Raw genomic sequence first — 18,168 nt, 5'->3', positions numbered from 1 at the left:
TTTTGCCTGTGGATAAACTAGCTGTTTTTCCACTGGGGAGCGCGCTTCTCTAGAAAAGCCTGCACGCCTTCTTTTTGATCCTCTGTTTCAAAAAGATCTACAAACAGTTCCCGTTCAAGAGTGTAGCCCTGCTGAACCGTTCCTGTTCTATGATTTTGAATCAATGTTTTGCAAGCGGACACCGCGGTTGGGCTTTGTTGACCAACTTGTTCCGCAAGTGCTATGGCTTTCTCTAGAGCGCCCCCTTCCGGTGTCACCTCTTCAATCAAGCCAAGTGTTAAGGCTTGGGGGGCTTTTACTCTGTCACCGCAGAGCATTAACCGCTTCGCCCAGCCTTCCCCGACAAGAAGTACGAGGTTTTGAGTACCACCAGCACAAGGCAACAACCCTACTTTTGTTTCAGGTAAAGCCATGACAGCTTGAACTTCTGCAATGCGTAAATCGCATGCTAGGGCGACCTCTAGACCTCCTCCCATGGCATAACCATTAATCGCCGCAATGGAAACGCCTCTAAATTGACTTAGGGTTTCAAAAGCCAAGCCAAATACACCTGCCATATCTCGCGCGACGTCACGGTTTCCATCGGCAAAAAGATTCAAATCAGCGCCCGCAGAGAAAAACTTATCCCCAGCCCCTGTAATAACCAAGCTCCAAATCGATTTATCCGCATTTAACTCTTCTACCATGGTTTTTAATAACGACAAGCTCTCAAACGTCCATGTATTGGCTGGCGGATTATTCATAGTCACAATAGCAACATGACCGCGTTTCTCTAATAAAAGTGCATTTGACATACTATCTCCTTAAAACTCTGAATGGGTGTCTGCTAATAAACGACGGCCAATAATAACTCGCATAATTTCATTCGTACCCTCTAAGATACGGTGTACACGGCTATCTCTTAGGTGTCGTTCCAATGGGTATTCTTTAATGTAGCCATAACCACCGAATATTTGTAAAGCATCGTCACAAATTTTAAATCCGACATCAGTCGCATACCGTTTTGCCATGGCACAATAAGTCGTGGCATCCGGGTGCTGTAAATCCAGTTTACTGGCGGCTAAACGTACCAACTGACGAGCGGCCACCAGCTCAGTAGCCATGTCGGCTAAACGAAATTGCAAACCTTGGAATTCACCAATATTTTTTCCAAACTGTTTGCGCTCTAACATATAGTTGCGAGCGTGATTCAATGCTTGCTGCGCGGTACCAATTGAACAAGACGCGATATTAATACGACCACCGTCTAGTCCTTTCATCGCTAGGACAAAACCTTCACCTTCTTCACTCAGTAAGTTTTCAACAGGGACTTTGACATTATCAAAGCTGATCATTCGTGTTGGCTGACTGTTCCACCCCATCTTATCTTCACATCGCCCATAAGAAATACCCTCGCTATGTGCGTCAACGACAATGGCGGACACTCCGCGTGCACCAGCCCCACCTGTTCGAGCCATAACCACTAAAACATCAGTACTGCCGGCTCCAGAAATAAACACCTTACTGCCATTTAACACATAATGATCACCATCGCGCACCGCGGAGGTTTTTAAGGAAGCGGCATCGGAACCAGAATTAGGCTCAGTTAGGCAATAAGAACCTAGCAAGTGAGCACTAATTAACGGCTCCGCATATTTGTTTAATACCTCCTGACGTGCAAAAGACGTTACCATCCAAGTGACCATATTATGAATCGTCAAATACGCCGTGGTGGAAGTACAGCCCATAGAAAGACGCTCAAAGATAATACTCGCATCCAGTCGAGGTAAGCCTAAACCGCCCGCCGATTCAGGAGAATACAGGGAAGCAAAGCCCATTTCACCGGCTTTACGAATCACATTTATCGGGAAAAAATGTTCTTCGTCCCATTGAGCTGCAAAAGGTTCTAATTCCGTCTTAGCAAACGCAGTAGCCATATCCGCAAAGGCGACCTGATCTTCATTTAATTCAAAATCCATGTTGGTTTCCTCGCTATTTCAATTCAATGGTCATATTTGGGCCCGCGGCAATATCGTCTTCAAACCAGCGTGCCGTAATCGTTTTCGTTTCAGTATAAAAGCGAATGGCTTGCTTACCATAAGCGTGCTGATCACCGTAAAATGACTTTCTCCAGCCAGTGAAAGAGAAGAAAGGTAAAGGCACCGGTACCGGTACATTCACACCAACCTGACCGACTTTAATTTCATGCTGATATTTACGAGCCGCCGCGCCAGACGCCGTAAAAATAGAGGTACCATTACCATAAGGATTTTCATTAATAAGCTGGATTGCCTCGTCGAGAGTATCCACTTCCAGCACCAGTAAAACAGGACCGAAAATTTCTTCTTGATAAATGGACATATCTCGAGTCACCTTAGTAAATAAAGTGGGCCCAACCCAATTACCATTAGGAAAGCCATCAACCACACAATCACGGCCATCTAAAACGCAATCAGCGCCGGCGTCTTTACCTTCCTGTATCAATTTTAATACGCGCTCTTTTGCCTGAGGATTGATGAGCGGACCATATCCGGCCCCTTTATCATCCCAGGCGCCAGGGCGAACTAGAGCTAAAGCTTCTTTTAATTCATCTACCCACTCACGTGCCTCTCCCACAAACACGGCAACAGAGATCGCCATGCAGCGCTGGCCTCCCGCCCCAACAGAAGCCCCCACTAAGTTATTAATCACTTGCTGTTTTTGAGCATCCGGCATAACAACCATGTGATTTTTGGCGCCAGCAAAGGCCTGAACACGTTTTAAATTATCCGTACCGGTTTTATAAATATGTTCCGCAACCCCCACTGACCCAACAAAAGAAATCGCCAGGATATTTGGGTGTACGAGTAACTGATTAACCACTTTTTTTGTCCCATGAAGGACCTGCAGAACACCTTTCGGGGCACCGGCTTCAACAAACAGTTCTGCCAATCGCATAGGCGTTAAAGGATCTTGCTCTGACGGTTTCAAAATAAAGGCATTACCGCAGGCAATCGCCATAGGAAACATCCAAAGTGGAATCATGGCGGGAAAGTTAAAGGGGGTAATACCAAGACAAACACCAAGAGGTTGTGTATAGCTGTAGCAATCCACTTTACGGGCCACATTTTCCATGGTTTCACCCATACTTAATGCCGCTACATTACACGCCTGCTCGACGACTTCAATCCCACGCCAGACATCCCCTTTCGCATCGTCGAAGGTTTTGCCTGTTTCAAGACTTAATAATTCCGCAATTTCGTCATGATGCTCTTTTAACAAAGCTTGATAACGTAACATCACTCGGGCACGTTCAGATACAGCCACCTCTTTCCAAGTTTCAAAAGCCGCCTGTGCTGTGGCAACGGCCAGTTCCACTTCTTCTGAGGTCGCATTAGGAACCTCAGCAATCACGTCTTGTGTCGCAGGGTTGGTTACTGGAATCCACTCTTGGCTTTGGCTTTTGACCATTTCACCATTAATTAACATATTGACTTTTTGAGTCATGCTTACTTTCTCCCATGGTTTTTTGTTTTTATTCTTTTGTCTAAACGACTGCAGCTATCCGAAAATTTTCACAGCATTTCAATGGCTACAGCCGTTGCTTCACCACCGCCGATACACAAAGATGCGATACCGCGACGCAAATTACCTTGTTTCAACGCGTACAATAAACTGACAAGCACACGCGAGCCGCTGGAACCGATAGGATGGCCTAGGGCGCAGGCTCCACCATGCACATTTATTTTATTCATATCTAAACCAAGACGTTGCTGCGCTAACAAAGTCACCACAGCAAACGCTTCGTTGATTTCAAATAGATCAACGGATTCTTTTTCCCAATGGGATTTCGCTAATACTTTTTCGATAGCACCAATTGGAGCAATGGTAAATTCGGCTGGCTTTTGCGCATGCGTTGCATGGGCGACAATACGAGCTAATATTGGCACGCCTTTTTCAATCGCTTCACTTTCCTTCATTAAAATCAGAGCCGACGCGCCATCCGAAATAGAGCTGGCATTAGCGGCCGTTACGGTACCGTCTTTTGCAAAGGCAGGACGTAAATGTGGGATTTTTTCTGGTTTTGCTTTGCCTGGCTGCTCATCCATATCGATCAGCACATCGCCTTTGCGACCTCGAACCGTCACGGCGGCAATTTCGTTTTCAAACGAACCGTTTTCGATGGCGGCATTGGCTTTTTTTAGCGACTGAATCGCAAACTCATCCATTGCTTCGCGGGTCACCTGATGGTCATCTGCGGTCGCTTGAGCAAATGCCCCCATTAGGCCTCCTTCATAAGCGTCCTCAAGACCATCTAGAAACATATGGTCCAATACCTTCCCATGTCCCATACGTAATCCTTCACGAACTTTCGGCAGTAAATAAGGCGACATACTCATGTTTTCCATGCCACCCGCAACCATAATGGAAGCCGATCCGGCAAGAATTTGATCGTGCGCCATCATGACGGCTTTCATGCCTGAACCACACATTTTATTCACAGTGGTACAACCGGTGCTTAATGGCAACCCTGCTTTTAAAGAGGCTTGACGCGCTGGCGCTTGACCTAATCCAGCCGATAAAACACAACCCATAATGACTTCGTCAATTTGCTCCGACGATAAATGAGAACGCTCAAGTGCCGCTTTAATGGCTACCGCCCCTAATTCAGGTGACGGCACAGAACTTAAATCACCTTGTAAGCCACCCATTGGTGTACGCGCTGCACCAACAATGACAATTGAGTCGATTGTTACATCCTTTTTATTGGTCACTTTGAAACCCTCTTGTTGTTATTTTTCCGCTTGGATGCGTTATGCAAATAAAATGCATTATTTTTTCATAATTACCTTTACGTAAACGTAAACCTTGATTAGTCTATTAGCAAGAGATTAGACAAAAAAAATTCAAATTGAGTATGACTATGTCAAACAGTAAACCCACATTTAGCATCAGTGATTTGTCAGCCGAATTCGACATTACCACTCGAAGTATCCGCTTCTACGAAGATCAAGGATTACTGCATCCAGAAAGAAAAGGTCAAACACGCATTTATCACCCTCAGGATAGAGTGCGCTTAAAATTAATTTTGCGCGGCAAACGTTTGGGGTTTTCTTTAGCGGAATCCAGAGAACTCTTTGACCTTTGGGATGAAACGCCCAAGGGGAGTGAACGCCAACTGTTGAAAATGCTGGACAACTTAAAGTCTAAAAAAGCACAGCTAGAACAGCAGCTTGAAGATCTCAAAATGACACAAATTGAAATCGAAAATGCCGAACAACGATGCCAATCTGCACTCGATGAACTGTACACCAAACAAACTCAAGAGCATGCCGAAACATCAATCAAGGCCCTGTAAAAATACAGGACACATTGATCTCAGCGTACAACCTGAAACAAGAATAAGAATAGGTAAATAACATGATCTCACACTACTCTGAACTCAACTTTGGCCTTGGCGAAACGGTCGACATGTTGCGCAGTCACATCAATGGTTTTGCGGCCGCTGAAATTGCGCCTCGTGCCGAAAAAATAGATCAAGACAACCTTTTTCCCAATGACCTATGGAAAAAAATGGGTGATATGGGTCTATTAGGCATTACCGTTAAAGAAGAGTTTGGCGGCGCGAATATGGGTTACCTGGCGCATGTGATTGCCATGGAAGAGCTCAGTCGAGCGTCCGCATCCGTTGCCCTTTCTTATGGTGCTCACTCCAATTTATGTGTAAACCAAATTCATAAAAATGGTACCCAAGAGCAAAAAGAAAAATACCTTCCCAAGTTAGTCTCAGGTGAACATATCGGCGCCTTAGCCATGTCTGAGCCAAATGCCGGCTCCGATGTAGTATCAATGAAGTTACATGCTCGTGACGCTGGTGATCACTATGTTCTCAATGGCAATAAGATGTGGATCACCAACGGTCCTGACGCCAATGTTTATGTAATCTACGCAAAAACAGATCTCCAAGCAGGCTCGAAAGGCATCACCGCTTTTATCGTTGAACGAAACACAGAAGGTTTCACTCAAGCTCAAAAACTCGACAAACTAGGCATGCGTGGCTCCAATACCTGTGAGCTGGTATTCCAAGATTGCCAGGTTCCAAAAGAAAACATTCTAGGGCAATTAAACGGCGGAGTTAGCGTCCTAATGAGTGGATTAGACTTCGAGCGTTTGGTTCTGTCTGGTGGCCCTCTTGGCATCATGCAAGCCGCCATGGATGTTGTGGTTCCGTATATCCGCGACCGTAAACAGTTCGGTAAAGCCATTGGAGAGTTTGAATTAGTTCAAGGTAAATTAGCGGACATGTACACCCGTATGAATGCCGCAAAGTCTTATGTCTATATGGTAGCGATGGCCGCTGATCGAGGTGATACTACACGTAAAGACGCTGCGGGTGCCATCTTGTATTCAGCCGAAATGGCGACCCAACTGGCGTTGGATGCCATTCAACTTTTAGGCGGCAACGGCTACATTAACGAATACCCTACAGGTCGTTTACTACGTGATGCCAAACTTTACGAAATTGGCGCAGGCACCTCAGAAATTCGCCGTATGTTAATCGGTCGAGAACTGTTTTTAGATAACTAATTAATTTACTAAAACAGAACGATACGCTTATTAAACGCGTCATTGATATCCATAAGATCTCAATGACGTATGGCCAACATTATGTTGATCTCGCATCAGGAGCACGACAATGCCCATTTTACAAAGCAAGATACAGGTTCGTTCCGCCGAGTTTATATCTAATGCAGAAAGCATGTCTAAAATCGTTGCCGACTTGCAAGCAAAAATAGACATCATTCTTCAAGGCGGTGGCCCCTCTTATCAAGAACGTCATTTAGCCCGAGGAAAATTATTACCTCGAGACCGTATCAACTCTCTACTTGATGCAGGCAGTGCCTTCCTAGAAATAGGCCAACTCGCCGCTTACCAAGTATATGATGATGTGATTCCTGCCGCCGGAGTGGTCGCCGGAGTGGGTCGTGTAAACGGTGTGGAGTGCATGATCGTCGCCAATGACGCAACGGTTAAAGGCGGTACCTATTACCCACTTACGGTGAAAAAGCATTTACGCGCTCAAGAAATTGCAGAGCAGAACCATCTGCCTTGTATTTATTTAGTGGATTCCGGTGGCGCCAACCTACCACAACAAGATGATGTGTTCCCTGATCGAGACCATTTCGGCCGTATTTTTTATAATCAAGCACGTATGTCCGCCAAGGGCATCCCTCAGATAGCCGTCGTTATGGGACTGTGTACCGCAGGGGGTGCCTATGTCCCTGCCATGGCCGATGAATCCATTATTGTACGAGATCAAGGTACCATCTTTTTAGCCGGCCCACCTTTAGTCAAAGCCGCAACCGGCGAAGTGGTCACGGCCGAAGAGTTAGGCGGAGCGGATGTCCATTGCCGTACTTCCGGCGTAGCGGATCATTATGCCGAAAACGACGAACACGCGTTGCAAATTGCGCGTCGTTGCATTGCTAATCTTAATTATAAAAACACTCACTCAACACAAGCCTTGAACATCACAAGCCAAGAGCCTGCAGCGCCTAAATTTGATATTAAAGAATTATACGGCATTGTGGGTACCGACTTACGAAAGTCCTTTGATGTTCGCGAAGTGATCGCTCGAATTGTCGATCTCTCTGAGTTTGACGAATTTAAACAATTGTATGGCATGACCTTAGTAACAGGCTTTGCTCATATTCATGGAATGCCAGTAGGTATCATTGCTAATAATGGCATTCTCTTTGGTGAGTCCGCACAAAAAGGGGCGCACTTTATCGAGCTTTGCTGCCAAAGAAACATTCCGTTGCTGTTTCTACAAAATATTACTGGCTTCATGGTAGGTAAAAAATACGAATCAGAAGGCATTGCAAAACATGGAGCCAAAATGGTGATGGCCGTCGCTTGTGCCAATGTTCCTAAAATCACCGTATTAATTGGTGGCAGTTTTGGTGCTGGTAATTACGGCATGTGCGGTCGCGCTTACAATCCAGATTTTCTGTGGATGTGGCCAAACGCACGCATCTCTGTGATGGGGGGAGAACAAGCCGCTGGAGTCATGGCCACCGTCCGCCGTGACAAGCTAGCAAGAGAAGGTAAAGAATGGAGCCATTCAGATGAAGTGACGTTTAAACAGCCTATTATCGACACCTATGAACATCAAGGACATCCTTACTATGCCAGTGGTCGTCTTTGGGACGATGGGGTCATTGATCCTGCTCAAACCCGAAGCATTATTGCACTTAGCCTTGCCGCGACACAAAACCGTCCACAAACCGAGACGCGCTTTGGCGTGTTCCGTATGTAGTAGGAGACCAACATAATGACTACCAAGACCGAACAGCCACTGACTCTTAACCACTCTATAGAAGATGTTGATGGGCGAGTAACGCTACGCTATTCTCAGGCCGGAGTGGCTGAACTGACTCTAAACCGTCCAGAAAAACACAACGCCTTTGATGATAGCATCATTCAATTGTTGATTGAGAAGCTCAAAGCCGCCGAGAACAATGAAAGCACTCGAGTTCTGGTACTAAAGTCGAATGGCAAACATTTCTCAGCAGGAGCAGACCTTAACTGGATGAAGCGCATGGCGCAAAACAGTCATGCAGACAATGTTCAAGATGCCGCCAACCTCGCCAAATTAATGCAAACACTCAACGACTTCCAACACCCTACCATAGCCTTAATACAAGGCGCTACTTACGGCGGTGCTGTTGGATTAGCCGCGTGTTGCGATATTGTATTAGCACAAGATAATGCTCGATTTTGCCTCAGTGAAGTCAAAATAGGGCTCACCCCTGCCACCATTAGTCCATACGTCATTCGCGCGATTGGAGAACGTCAGGCCAGGCGGTTTTTTCTAACAGCAGAAGTGATTAGCGCTCCAGAGGCGTTACAAATAGGGCTCGTTCATCAACTATTAAGTTCCTATGAGGCGTTAACAAACGCCGCCGATGCCATGATCAAACAGCTTACGCAAAATAGCCCTAAAGCCGTTACAGCAGCCAAAAAACTGATCGCCGATGTTAGCCATAAAGACCTTTCTTCTGAGCTCATTCAGCACACAGTAAACGGTATCGCCGATATTCGTGTCAGTAACGAAGGGCAAGAAGGACTCAGCGCCTTTTTGAACAAACGCCGTCCAACTTGGGTTTCTGAGGAGAAATAACATGTTTCAAAAAATACTGATAGCCAATCGCGGTGAGATTGCTTGTCGAGTGATTACGACGGCTCAGAAAATGGGCATTCGTTGCGTTGCAGTGTATTCTGAAGCCGATCGTCATGCGCGTCATGTTTCACTGGCCGACGAAGCTTATTTACTCGGCCCAGCCGCCAGTTCAGAAAGTTATTTATGCCAAGATAAAATACTCGATATTGCGTTAAAAAGTGGTGCTCAAGCTATTCACCCTGGTTATGGGTTCTTGTCTGAAAATACAACGTTCGCAGAAAAATGCACACAAAACACAGTTGTATTTATCGGACCACCAGCAAAAGCCATCGCAGCCATGGGATCAAAATCCGCAGCCAAATCCATTATGGAAGAAGCGGGTGTGCCATTGGTTCCAGGGTATCATGGTGACAATCAAGATCCCAAAATACTTCGCGATGAAGCGCAAAAATGCGGCTTCCCTCTGTTGCTAAAAGCCGTCGCTGGCGGTGGCGGAAAAGGCATGCGTGTAGTAGAAAATATGGCGGCATTTGATGACGCCCTATCGGCGGCCAAACGTGAGGCTCAAAACGCCTTTGGCAATTCTGATATGTTGATTGAGCGCTATCTTACTCAGCCTCGACATGTAGAAATTCAAGTATTTTGTGATGCTCATGGCCATGGCGTTTACCTTTCTGAACGCGACTGTTCTATCCAGCGTCGGCATCAGAAGGTACTTGAAGAAGCGCCTGCTCCAAATCTATCACAGGAGACGCGTAAATCCATGGGAGAAGCGGCAGTAAAAGCCGCACAAGCCATAGACTATGTCGGCGCCGGTACCGTTGAGTTTCTCTATGATGTAGACGGTTCTTTTTTCTTTATGGAAATGAATACGCGTTTGCAAGTTGAGCATCCCGTCACAGAAATGATTACCGGACAGGATTTAGTTGAATGGCAATTACGTATTGCCCATGGACAAGCTCTGCCATTACAACAAAATCAAATTAGATTACATGGCCATGCAATAGAGGCAAGAATCTACGCGGAAGACCCTAATAATGACTTTTTACCAGCAACGGGTACGCTTCATTATTTAAAAACACCCGTTAACAGCCAATACATTCGTGTCGACACAGGCGTTGTTGAAGGTGACGAAGTAAGCATTCACTATGATCCAATGATAGCAAAATTGATCGTGTGGGATGAAAATCGTGAACAAGCTATCGAACGCATGGTACATGCATTGGCCTCATACCGCATAGACGGAGTAACCACTAACATTGGTTTTCTACATACCTTATCAGATTCAGACGCATTTCGAGCCGCCGACCTCACGACTAACTTCATAGAGAAACATCAACACAATTTAACACCCACGCCATCATTAGATAAAACAGCCGCTCTAATACTGGCCTCCTGCTTCTTTTTGCAAGATCGAATAATCGACACGCTCTCAGTCAATACGTCCCCTTTTGTATCATTGCATAATTGGCGCTTAAACAGTGTCTTAAGCAACCGCATGAAAGTATCAATCGCAGCAGAAGAATCTGAAATCGAAGTAACGACTCATGCGGCCTCATTAGACGACGGAAACTATCTTTTTTCATTACAAGGACAGCATTATGAAGTGGATACCCAATTCAGGGACGATCAATTGGTTGCGTTTATTAATGGACAAAAATACCAAGTACATGCTTCAAAAAAGGGTAACCAATTAGCTCTTTTCTATGGCGGTCAAACTGTTCACTGTGCCCTTACTGTCACAACTTTTGAACAAGGAGAAACCGCGTCAGCGGGAAGCTTAAAAGCGCCGATGAACGGTTCGGTTGTTGATATCCTAGTGAAAGAAGGCCAAGCGGTAACACAGGGGCAAACCTTAGTGATAGTCGAAGCCATGAAAATGGAACATGCGATCAAAGCACCTAAAGACGGCATAGTGGAAGCGATTTTTTTCACAGCGGGAGAACTCGTAAGCGATGGTGCCGAGCTGCTTTCCTTACAATTAGATGAAGAGGCTTCTTAGTCATGGCTTTCCCAACTCATGTAAAACTCGTTGAGATGAGTCCTCGCGATGGATTGCAAAATGAATCCTGTGAAACGGTTAATGACGTCGTTCCTACGGCAATAAAACTCGAATTAATTGAGCGTCTTAGCCGTACCGGTCTTTCACATATAGAAGCCGCCAGTTTCGTGTCTCCCAAATGGGTTCCACAAATGGCTGATGCGAGTGAGGTCATGCAAGGTATTCAACGTCGCGATGGTATTATTTACTCTGCACTCACGCCTAATTTAAAAGGTGCTGAAAATGCCATTGCATCAAATGCAAGTGAGATTGCCGTCTTTAGCGCCGCCTCTGAGGCATTCACCCAAAAAAACATCAATTGCTCAATCGAAGAAAGCCTCTCACGTTTTGTGCCTGTTATTGAATTAGCACAGGCACACAATATTCCAGTGAGAGGTTATGTTTCTACTGTATTAGGCTGCCCATATCAAGGTCACGTATCACCTAATGCCGTAGCACGTGTTGCCAAACAATTGTATGAGATGGGATGCTATGAAATCTCCTTAGGGGATACGATAGGTACAGGTACTCCTACCAATGCGAAACGCATGCTAGAAGCCGTATCACAAGATATTCCGATGAATAAACTGGCCGCGCATTTTCACGATACTTATGGTCAGGCTATCGCAAACTTGTATGCCGTTCTTGAAGAAGGAATTGGCATTATCGACGCATCAGTCGCAGGCCTTGGTGGCTGTCCCTACGCTAAAGGCGCATCAGGTAACGTCGCCTCTGAAGACGTACTTTATCTACTTCAAGGTCTCAACATAGAAACAGGCATTAACCTAGAGGAAATGATTGCCACTGGCTATTGGATAAGCGACCAGCTTAAACGTCAAAACCATTCAAAAGTCGCCTTAGCAAAAGGTCGATAAGCGCCTATACTTGAACTGCTGCAGAAAGAGAAATTCTTATGCAGTTCGTTTCTTATACTTCATTAAAAAACGTTTGTTGATATTTTTCGCCCATACCAATGCGTTAAAAAGCGACTACCTTAAAAAGTAAATCGCCAAAGCCCCAAATAAAGGTCCCCGTCATTAATAACGAAACCTCAACCATACCTAAGTGCAATCTCACGGTATCTCTTAATTCATCTATTTTTCGTTCATAAGCCAACTCTATAGAGGCGATTTCTTTTTCAACGTACTCTTTGGGAGCCTTAATTTTACGTGATTTTCGTTTTGCTCGTGACAAAGCGATACGACGTTGGACGTCAATACGGCCTGCAATCACACGCTCTTCTATTATCCCTTTCATACCAGACCAAATCCCAAAAAGTACAACAACACAACCACTGCGAGTTAACCATTCAATATTGTAAAACTGGATGCTGGTGAGATAAACGCCGAATGTAACGATTAAAATACAAGCAAACCAAATAGCCAAGGCTTGCTGTTTTCGTCGTTTATCGGGATAGATAGAAACGGTAATGTCGTTCAATTCAACCTTCTTTACTTTCTTTATGCGTTAACTGATTTAACAATATAATACATGGGTTCAAACCCGTTAACTAAACCTAATGCACCAACACATAAAATTAAAAGCCTAGGCTATGACGATTTTTTATTCAGTAACCAGCGCCCACCTAAAGTATTCATAATTAGGCCCACCAGAACGAGCATGATACCAGTCCATTGAGCTTGGCTAATTTGTTCATTCAAAATAAAAGCAGATGTCGTAAGTCCTACAGCAGGTACGCCTAGCGTTAACGGAGCCACAGTTCCAGCTGAGTAGCGGGACATTAAATAGCTCCATAAACCATAGCCACCGATGGTTGCAATAAGCGATAGATAAACGAGCGTGGCCATAGTCTTCCATCCAATATGAATTATGTTTGACCACATCACCTCGCTGCCATCGACAAAATAAGCACAAATAAAGAAGGGGATCGGTGGAATCCAGCAACTCCAGACAATCAAATTAACATTGGCATCGTAACCTTTTCTGATAATGATTTTCGTTGCAATATTCGCCAGTGCCCAAGTTGATGCCGCGGCCAATGTTAGTGCAAAGCCTAAAATAGTCATGGTGGTATCTTCTCCATTGACACCAATAACAGCCAAACCACTAGCGGCAATACCAATGGCCAACAACTGGTAAGGTCGAATGTATTCTTTTAAGAATAAAGCGGCGAAAAACAAGGTGAAGATCGCTTGAGACTGAAGGACTAATGAGGCCATACCTGCAGGCATGCCAAATTCCATAGCGGTAAACAAAAAAGCAAACTGGCCAAAACTAAGTGTCAATGCATAACCAGCCACCCACTTCAAAGGCGTTTTTGGACGTGAAAAAAAGAAGGAGCCAACAACCGCAATGATTAAAAAACGCAGCCCTCCAAGCATCATTGGGGTCAATTCGTCTAGTCCCCACTTAATAACGACAAAATTAAACCCCCAAGCGAAAATAATGGCCAGAGCAAGCAACATATCTTTTGGTGTCATAACGTATCGTTCCTTGTAGATGGATCCGCCACTCTACGATGTTTACATCCCCCTGCCTACATACAGAAGGAGAAATACTGAGGATACAGATAAATAATAGGGTATCTAAACGAATCCCCATCAAACAAAACGCGCGTAAATGAAAGAGTATCAATGGGAAAATAAATGACTTTCATTTAATTATGATAATCATTATCATGTAAAATTAATTTTTAATATTAGGTATTGATATGGTTAAGTTTTTCATAATGCTTATATTCACCTTTTTAATGAATGTAAGTTGGGCGACTCCCATTACAGTAAAAGACGTTTTGAATCGAGATGTGACATTTAACGCACCAGCTCAACGAGTGATTGTCGGCTTTTACCCAGAAGATTACATGGCAATTGGGACTGAAGCGGCCTACGACAAAGTCGTCGGTATGTCGAAATACATTTGGCAAGCACGTCAAGCCAACTGGGACATGTATGTAAATCACCGGCCTTCATTAAATGACATACCAGGTATTGGACGTGTTGATACAAGAACCTTTTCAGTCGAAAAAGTAATCGGCTTAAATCCTGACCTTTTACTTTTGGCCGATTGGCAATTTAAAGGTCTCGGTGATGATATCAAAAAAATTGAAGACGCCGGTATTCCTGTGGTTGTAGTCGATTATAATGCCCAAACGTTAGAAAGGCATATTAGAAGCACAGAGCTGATTGGAATAATCACAGGACAAGAGAAAAGAGCCTTAACAATTGCCGCTGAATACAAAGAAACCGTTGAGAGTATTAGCCAGAGGCTGTTCGATGCAAAACTTCCAAAACCTAAAATTTATACTGAGTTCGGTGCGTCAGGAGTGCAAGAACTTGGTTTTACCTTCGGTAAAAATATGTGGGGCGCAATTGCAACGATGAGTGGAGGGGATAATATTTCTGCGCCTTTTATTGAATGGTGGGGGAAACTCAACCCAGAACAAGTTATCGCCTCTAATCCAGATGTTATTGTAATTACAGGTTATGAAACAGGACAAGGAAGTGACGCCATGATTATGGGTCAGGGAGTTAATACAGATGACGCCCATAAGCGTCTGGTGGGCTATAAGGAGCGCTTAGGCTGGTCTTCAATTTCTGCTGTTAAGCACAATCGTTTATATGGCGCTTACCATGGGGCCTGCCGTACCATATTAGACAGCGCCATGATTGAATTTTATGCCAAAGCCATGTATCCAGAGCTCTTTTCAGATTTACAACCGGAACAAGCGTATTTGGATTTTTACAAAAAATACCTTCCTGTAACCCCTGAAGGCGTCTTTACGCTAAAACTATGACATGTGAGGATTAACACTATTCTTGGAGATTGCTGTATTTCATTATTTATAAAACATCAGTAAGTGCGGTCTATACACAGAAAAACCTGAAGACACAGATAAACATTAGAAACATAAACCGCTAAACTGTTGATTATTTTATATTTATTAAAATAATCAACAGTTTAGCTATCTGGGATAGCGTGCACTCTATTTAACCGACAAGAGAATTATTATAAAAATAAAAACGTTAAAAATCTCACATATAAAAAATTTCATTGATCATAAAAAACACGGTTTAATTTACTGTATAAAAAAGTATTTTTTTGTAAACATTAAAATCATTATTTAAATTAAATAGTTGAGTAGAGAAAATCATTCTAAAAATTAAAATACTGTTTTTTGTTATTTTATGTAGTGAGGGAGCCATTATTTAATTTTCATACTTCATTCTTGCTAATCATTAATCTTAGGTATAGTGTTTTATCTAATATAAAGAAACAATGTCGTAAATAAATCAGGTAAAAAAAGCGGAAACTTAATAAGATCCATTCATTTTTATATTCTCTTTTCCGTTTAAAAATCAAAAAGAGAAATAAACATAATATTTTCATCTGAAATTATATAACGTGGAGAGCGCATCATGGCCATTACAGCACAACAAGAAACAGAGATACTAAAAACAATAATAGGACTCTTTAACGCTGGCATCGATGCGAATAACCTTTCCAGCTTTGCAAATATTATTGATAGTGGTCAGAGTATGCTCTCGTTATCGAACGCACTCGCCAACACAACCGTATTTAAAGAGATTATCCTTGCAGGCAAAGTCACACTTGATAGTCAAGTAGACATATTAATGAACAACTTTGGCTTAACATCTGATGACAACCCGTTAAGCGCTGGCTCACAAGCCAAAGCCTTTTTTACGGCCAGTTTAAGTAATGGCGCTGGCTTCGGAGCCATTGTTAATGAAGCCATCAATTTTCTCGCTCAAGAGAATTTAGACCCAGCATTTGTCCCGGTTGCTACGTTACTAAACAACAAAGCCTTAGTCGCTAAAGCGTATGTCGCCACTAATCCACCTGTCGATATACCGACTTTAATTGGATTGATGTCAGGTGTAACAACAACTAACGCTACAACACTTGAAAGTGCGGCCGCTTTCGTGGAGCAGTATTCCGTAAAAAACATTTCTCTAACGGCGGCGGCAGACAATTTTGTCGGTACAAATCAAGTAGATTCCTACTCAGCTGTCTACGACCCTACAGGGAATGCCACCACGCTAACAAATTCAGATGTAATCAATGGAGGAGATGGAGTAGATACATTAAGCCTGCGTATAGCAAGCGTAATAAATGCAGGAAATGGCGGAGATGTTATTTCTCCTTCTCTCTCTAATGTAGAGAATTTTTATTTAAAAAATCAAGCTGTCGATTCATTTAAGTTTGATTTCACGAATGTCACTGGCGAATCTCTTATTGTAGATCAAGGTTCTGTATCCGGCGCTCATACTAAACTCATCAATCTTGATTCCACGACAAAAATAGGTATGACAGATACCCTAGGTTTAACTTTCGCTAACTTTAGCGGTGACCGCTCAGGCACTACCGATGCCTTTTCTTTAGCGCTTAATGGGGCTGGCTCAACGTTACAGTTCAGCATATTTGGGGCGATCAATGCAGACGGCTCAAACGACAACAGCTTTGAGATAGCGCATATTTCAAGCACAACTAATGCGTCATATATAACATTAGGGTTAGATAAATTAACGCTCTCAACACTGAATATTTCAGGGGATGCGTCTTTAGTAATGGATATCCATAATGACTTTACTGGGCTAAGTACAGTCTACGCCTCTTCGATGACAAGTGGTGGTGTTGATATTGACGCGCGTGACAGTACAGAAAGCAATTTTATTTTCATGGGGAGTGTTGCGGATGACCGGATTATTTTGAAAAACAGTACCATAAACACCTCTGCAACTCTGGATGGCGGTACTGGTAAAAACACACTTGCCACATTTAGCTTTAACAATTTAAATGCAGACGCGGTAAATCGTATTAGCGGTTTTTCAACATTAGAAGGCGTTGATGGCGCTGAAAATATTAATGCCGCGAATCTTTCTGGTATTAACCACTTTTTGTTTACGGGAAGAACAGGGAATAATAATGGCTTTACACTCTCTGACATTGAAAGTAGCGACAGAAGCTCATTCGAAACAGACATATCATCTGGCGGAAGTTATGCACTGCGAGTAGAAGGTAAAAATGCTGGCAATACGGCCACCATTGAATTAATCAGTTCTACCGCAACAAATGGGGAAACCGTTTTCACAGCCACGTCCAATAATAACGAAAGATACGGCATTGAAGTTCGTTCTAATATTTCTTCATTAACGCTCGATTCAACCGGCACCGGTTTGCAAGCCAATGTGATTGAAACCAATCAAAACAATAACCACAACGGTTATGCAATAGGAAATAACAGTACATCGGTATTTTCAATTACTGGAACACATGATTTAAGTTTGATGGCAAAAGCAGGGGTAGACATATCAAATGGTCAAAAACTAGCGGGGTTTTCCAATGCGGCTAATATCGATGCAAGTTCTTTTACCGGTGTTTTACGAATTGCCGGGTCGTTATCTGATGATGTGATTAAAGGTGGTAGCCATTCTGATATTATCTATGGCCAAGGTGGGGCCGATACACTAACAGGAAATGGTGGGGCCGATCAATTTAGGCTGTCAGGGTACAATAACAATGCAGACTTAATCACTGACTTCAATAATGGAACAGATAAGATAGGGCTTAACCAATTTGACTTTAGCAATACAACCGCCACCCAGGGTGGTGCCCTATTGTCTATTACAGACTATGTTGAAAACCGACTTGGCATTACGAATATAGGCAACGCCGACTCTCAAAAAATCATAGAATTACAGTCTTCTTTAAATGGAGACCAAATTTCAACAGACACTGGGGCCGCCGTTGACGCGTTTGTACTGGTTCATAATACGACGTCTGGTCAGGCTGAATTGTGGTACGACAACGACTGGAGCTCATCTACTAATCGAGACCAAGTAGTTACATTTGATAATATAACCGATTTAGTGGGCGTTCAATCCTTCAGTAATTCTGACTTTGTTGAGTATACCTACTAGAAAAACAATACATAACCTCTGAGGAGCCATTCCTCTCAGAGGTTATTTTGTTATTACTGATAGAAAAAGTCGACTTAACCTGTTTT

At 43.5% G+C, this 18,168-nt stretch carries 14 protein-coding genes; 8 read left to right on the top strand and 6 right to left on the bottom strand.

Annotated features, from left to right (window positions below):
• Positions 1-17: 17 nt before the first annotated feature.
• The 4 genes from IEZ33_RS01510 to IEZ33_RS01495 form a co-directional block, all read right to left on the bottom strand.
• Positions 18-794 (bottom strand): enoyl-CoA hydratase, encoded by a 777-nt coding sequence (locus IEZ33_RS01510; RefSeq protein ID WP_191601971.1) that lies wholly within the window; start codon positions 792-794, stop codon positions 18-20.
• A 9-nt stretch (positions 795-803) separates the two neighbouring features.
• A complete protein-coding gene (locus IEZ33_RS01505; protein ID WP_191601970.1) occupies positions 804-1,958 on the bottom strand; it encodes an acyl-CoA dehydrogenase family protein in 1,155 nt (384 codons plus the stop codon).
• Positions 1,959-1,971: 13 nt separating this feature from the next.
• Positions 1,972-3,465: a CoA-acylating methylmalonate-semialdehyde dehydrogenase gene (locus IEZ33_RS01500; RefSeq protein ID WP_191601969.1), complete on the bottom strand. Its 1,494-nt coding sequence runs from the start codon at positions 3,463-3,465 to the stop codon at positions 1,972-1,974.
• A 68-nt stretch (positions 3,466-3,533) separates the two neighbouring features.
• Complete coding sequence (locus IEZ33_RS01495) at positions 3,534-4,733, bottom strand: acetyl-CoA C-acyltransferase (RefSeq protein ID WP_275672791.1); 1,200 nt, start codon at positions 4,731-4,733, stop codon at positions 3,534-3,536.
• Between the two features lie 149 nt (positions 4,734-4,882).
• Between IEZ33_RS01495 and IEZ33_RS01490 the strand changes: the two genes are divergently transcribed.
• The 6 genes from IEZ33_RS01490 to IEZ33_RS01465 all read left to right on the top strand — a co-directional run bounded on the left by IEZ33_RS01490 (position 4,883) and on the right by IEZ33_RS01465 (position 12,058).
• Positions 4,883-5,317, top strand: coding sequence for a MerR family transcriptional regulator (locus IEZ33_RS01490; protein WP_191601968.1), 435 nt, complete (start codon positions 4,883-4,885; stop codon positions 5,315-5,317).
• A gap of 62 nt (positions 5,318-5,379) precedes the next feature.
• Entirely contained in the window at positions 5,380-6,546 is a 1,167-nt protein-coding gene (locus tag IEZ33_RS01485) for an isovaleryl-CoA dehydrogenase (protein ID WP_191601967.1), read from the top strand.
• 109 nt (positions 6,547-6,655) lie between these two features.
• Positions 6,656-8,278, top strand: coding sequence for a carboxyl transferase domain-containing protein (locus tag IEZ33_RS01480; RefSeq protein ID WP_191601966.1), 1,623 nt, complete (start codon positions 6,656-6,658; stop codon positions 8,276-8,278).
• Positions 8,279-8,293: 15 nt separating this feature from the next.
• Positions 8,294-9,142 carry an enoyl-CoA hydratase/isomerase family protein gene (locus IEZ33_RS01475; RefSeq protein ID WP_191601965.1) on the top strand — a complete coding sequence of 283 codons (849 nt, stop codon included), beginning with the start codon at positions 8,294-8,296 and terminating at the stop codon, positions 9,140-9,142.
• Between the two features lies 1 nt (position 9,143).
• Positions 9,144-11,144 (top strand): acetyl-CoA carboxylase biotin carboxylase subunit, encoded by a 2,001-nt coding sequence (locus IEZ33_RS01470; RefSeq protein ID WP_191601964.1) that lies wholly within the window; start codon positions 9,144-9,146, stop codon positions 11,142-11,144.
• A gap of 2 nt (positions 11,145-11,146) precedes the next feature.
• Positions 11,147-12,058, top strand: a complete 912-nt coding sequence (locus tag IEZ33_RS01465) for a hydroxymethylglutaryl-CoA lyase (protein WP_191601963.1) — start codon at positions 11,147-11,149, stop codon at positions 12,056-12,058.
• A gap of 103 nt (positions 12,059-12,161) precedes the next feature.
• Here IEZ33_RS01465 and IEZ33_RS01460 read toward each other — a convergent pair whose 3' ends face one another.
• Both IEZ33_RS01460 and IEZ33_RS01455 read right to left on the bottom strand, forming a co-directional pair.
• Positions 12,162-12,623 carry a hypothetical protein gene (locus tag IEZ33_RS01460; protein WP_191601962.1) on the bottom strand — a complete coding sequence of 154 codons (462 nt, stop codon included), beginning with the start codon at positions 12,621-12,623 and terminating at the stop codon, positions 12,162-12,164.
• A 110-nt stretch (positions 12,624-12,733) separates the two neighbouring features.
• Positions 12,734-13,624 carry an EamA family transporter gene (locus tag IEZ33_RS01455; RefSeq protein ID WP_191601961.1) on the bottom strand — a complete coding sequence of 297 codons (891 nt, stop codon included), beginning with the start codon at positions 13,622-13,624 and terminating at the stop codon, positions 12,734-12,736.
• A 230-nt stretch (positions 13,625-13,854) separates the two neighbouring features.
• On the opposite strand from IEZ33_RS01455, the gene IEZ33_RS01450 reads away from it, so the two are divergent.
• Complete coding sequence (locus IEZ33_RS01450) at positions 13,855-14,937, top strand: ABC transporter substrate-binding protein (protein WP_191601960.1); 1,083 nt, start codon at positions 13,855-13,857, stop codon at positions 14,935-14,937.
• A 622-nt stretch (positions 14,938-15,559) separates the two neighbouring features.
• Complete coding sequence (locus IEZ33_RS01445; RefSeq protein ID WP_191601959.1) at positions 15,560-18,082, top strand: beta strand repeat-containing protein; 2,523 nt, start codon at positions 15,560-15,562, stop codon at positions 18,080-18,082.
• Positions 18,083-18,168: the final 86 nt, after the last annotated feature.

This window comes from Marinomonas algicola (assembly GCF_014805825.1).
Taxonomy (GTDB): domain Bacteria; phylum Pseudomonadota; class Gammaproteobacteria; order Pseudomonadales; family Marinomonadaceae; genus Marinomonas; species Marinomonas algicola.
This window is presented reverse-complemented; position numbering and strand designations above follow the sequence as displayed.

Coding starts and splice junctions, on each gene's coding strand:
- IEZ33_RS01450 (WP_191601960.1), top strand. CDS start 13,855: ATGGTTAAGTTTTTCATAATGCTTATATTCACCTTTTTAATGAATGTA.
- IEZ33_RS01470 (WP_191601964.1), top strand. CDS start 9,144: ATGTTTCAAAAAATACTGATAGCCAATCGCGGTGAGATTGCTTGTCGA.
- IEZ33_RS01485 (WP_191601967.1), top strand. CDS start 5,380: ATGATCTCACACTACTCTGAACTCAACTTTGGCCTTGGCGAAACGGTC.
- IEZ33_RS01445 (WP_191601959.1), top strand. CDS start 15,560: ATGGCCATTACAGCACAACAAGAAACAGAGATACTAAAAACAATAATA.
- IEZ33_RS01510 (WP_191601971.1), bottom strand. CDS start 794: ATGTCAAATGCACTTTTATTAGAGAAACGCGGTCATGTTGCTATTGTG.
- IEZ33_RS01455 (WP_191601961.1), bottom strand. CDS start 13,624: ATGACACCAAAAGATATGTTGCTTGCTCTGGCCATTATTTTCGCTTGG.
- IEZ33_RS01465 (WP_191601963.1), top strand. CDS start 11,147: ATGGCTTTCCCAACTCATGTAAAACTCGTTGAGATGAGTCCTCGCGAT.
- IEZ33_RS01505 (WP_191601970.1), bottom strand. CDS start 1,958: ATGGATTTTGAATTAAATGAAGATCAGGTCGCCTTTGCGGATATGGCT.
- IEZ33_RS01480 (WP_191601966.1), top strand. CDS start 6,656: ATGCCCATTTTACAAAGCAAGATACAGGTTCGTTCCGCCGAGTTTATA.
- IEZ33_RS01500 (WP_191601969.1), bottom strand. CDS start 3,465: ATGACTCAAAAAGTCAATATGTTAATTAATGGTGAAATGGTCAAAAGC.
- IEZ33_RS01475 (WP_191601965.1), top strand. CDS start 8,294: ATGACTACCAAGACCGAACAGCCACTGACTCTTAACCACTCTATAGAA.
- IEZ33_RS01490 (WP_191601968.1), top strand. CDS start 4,883: ATGTCAAACAGTAAACCCACATTTAGCATCAGTGATTTGTCAGCCGAA.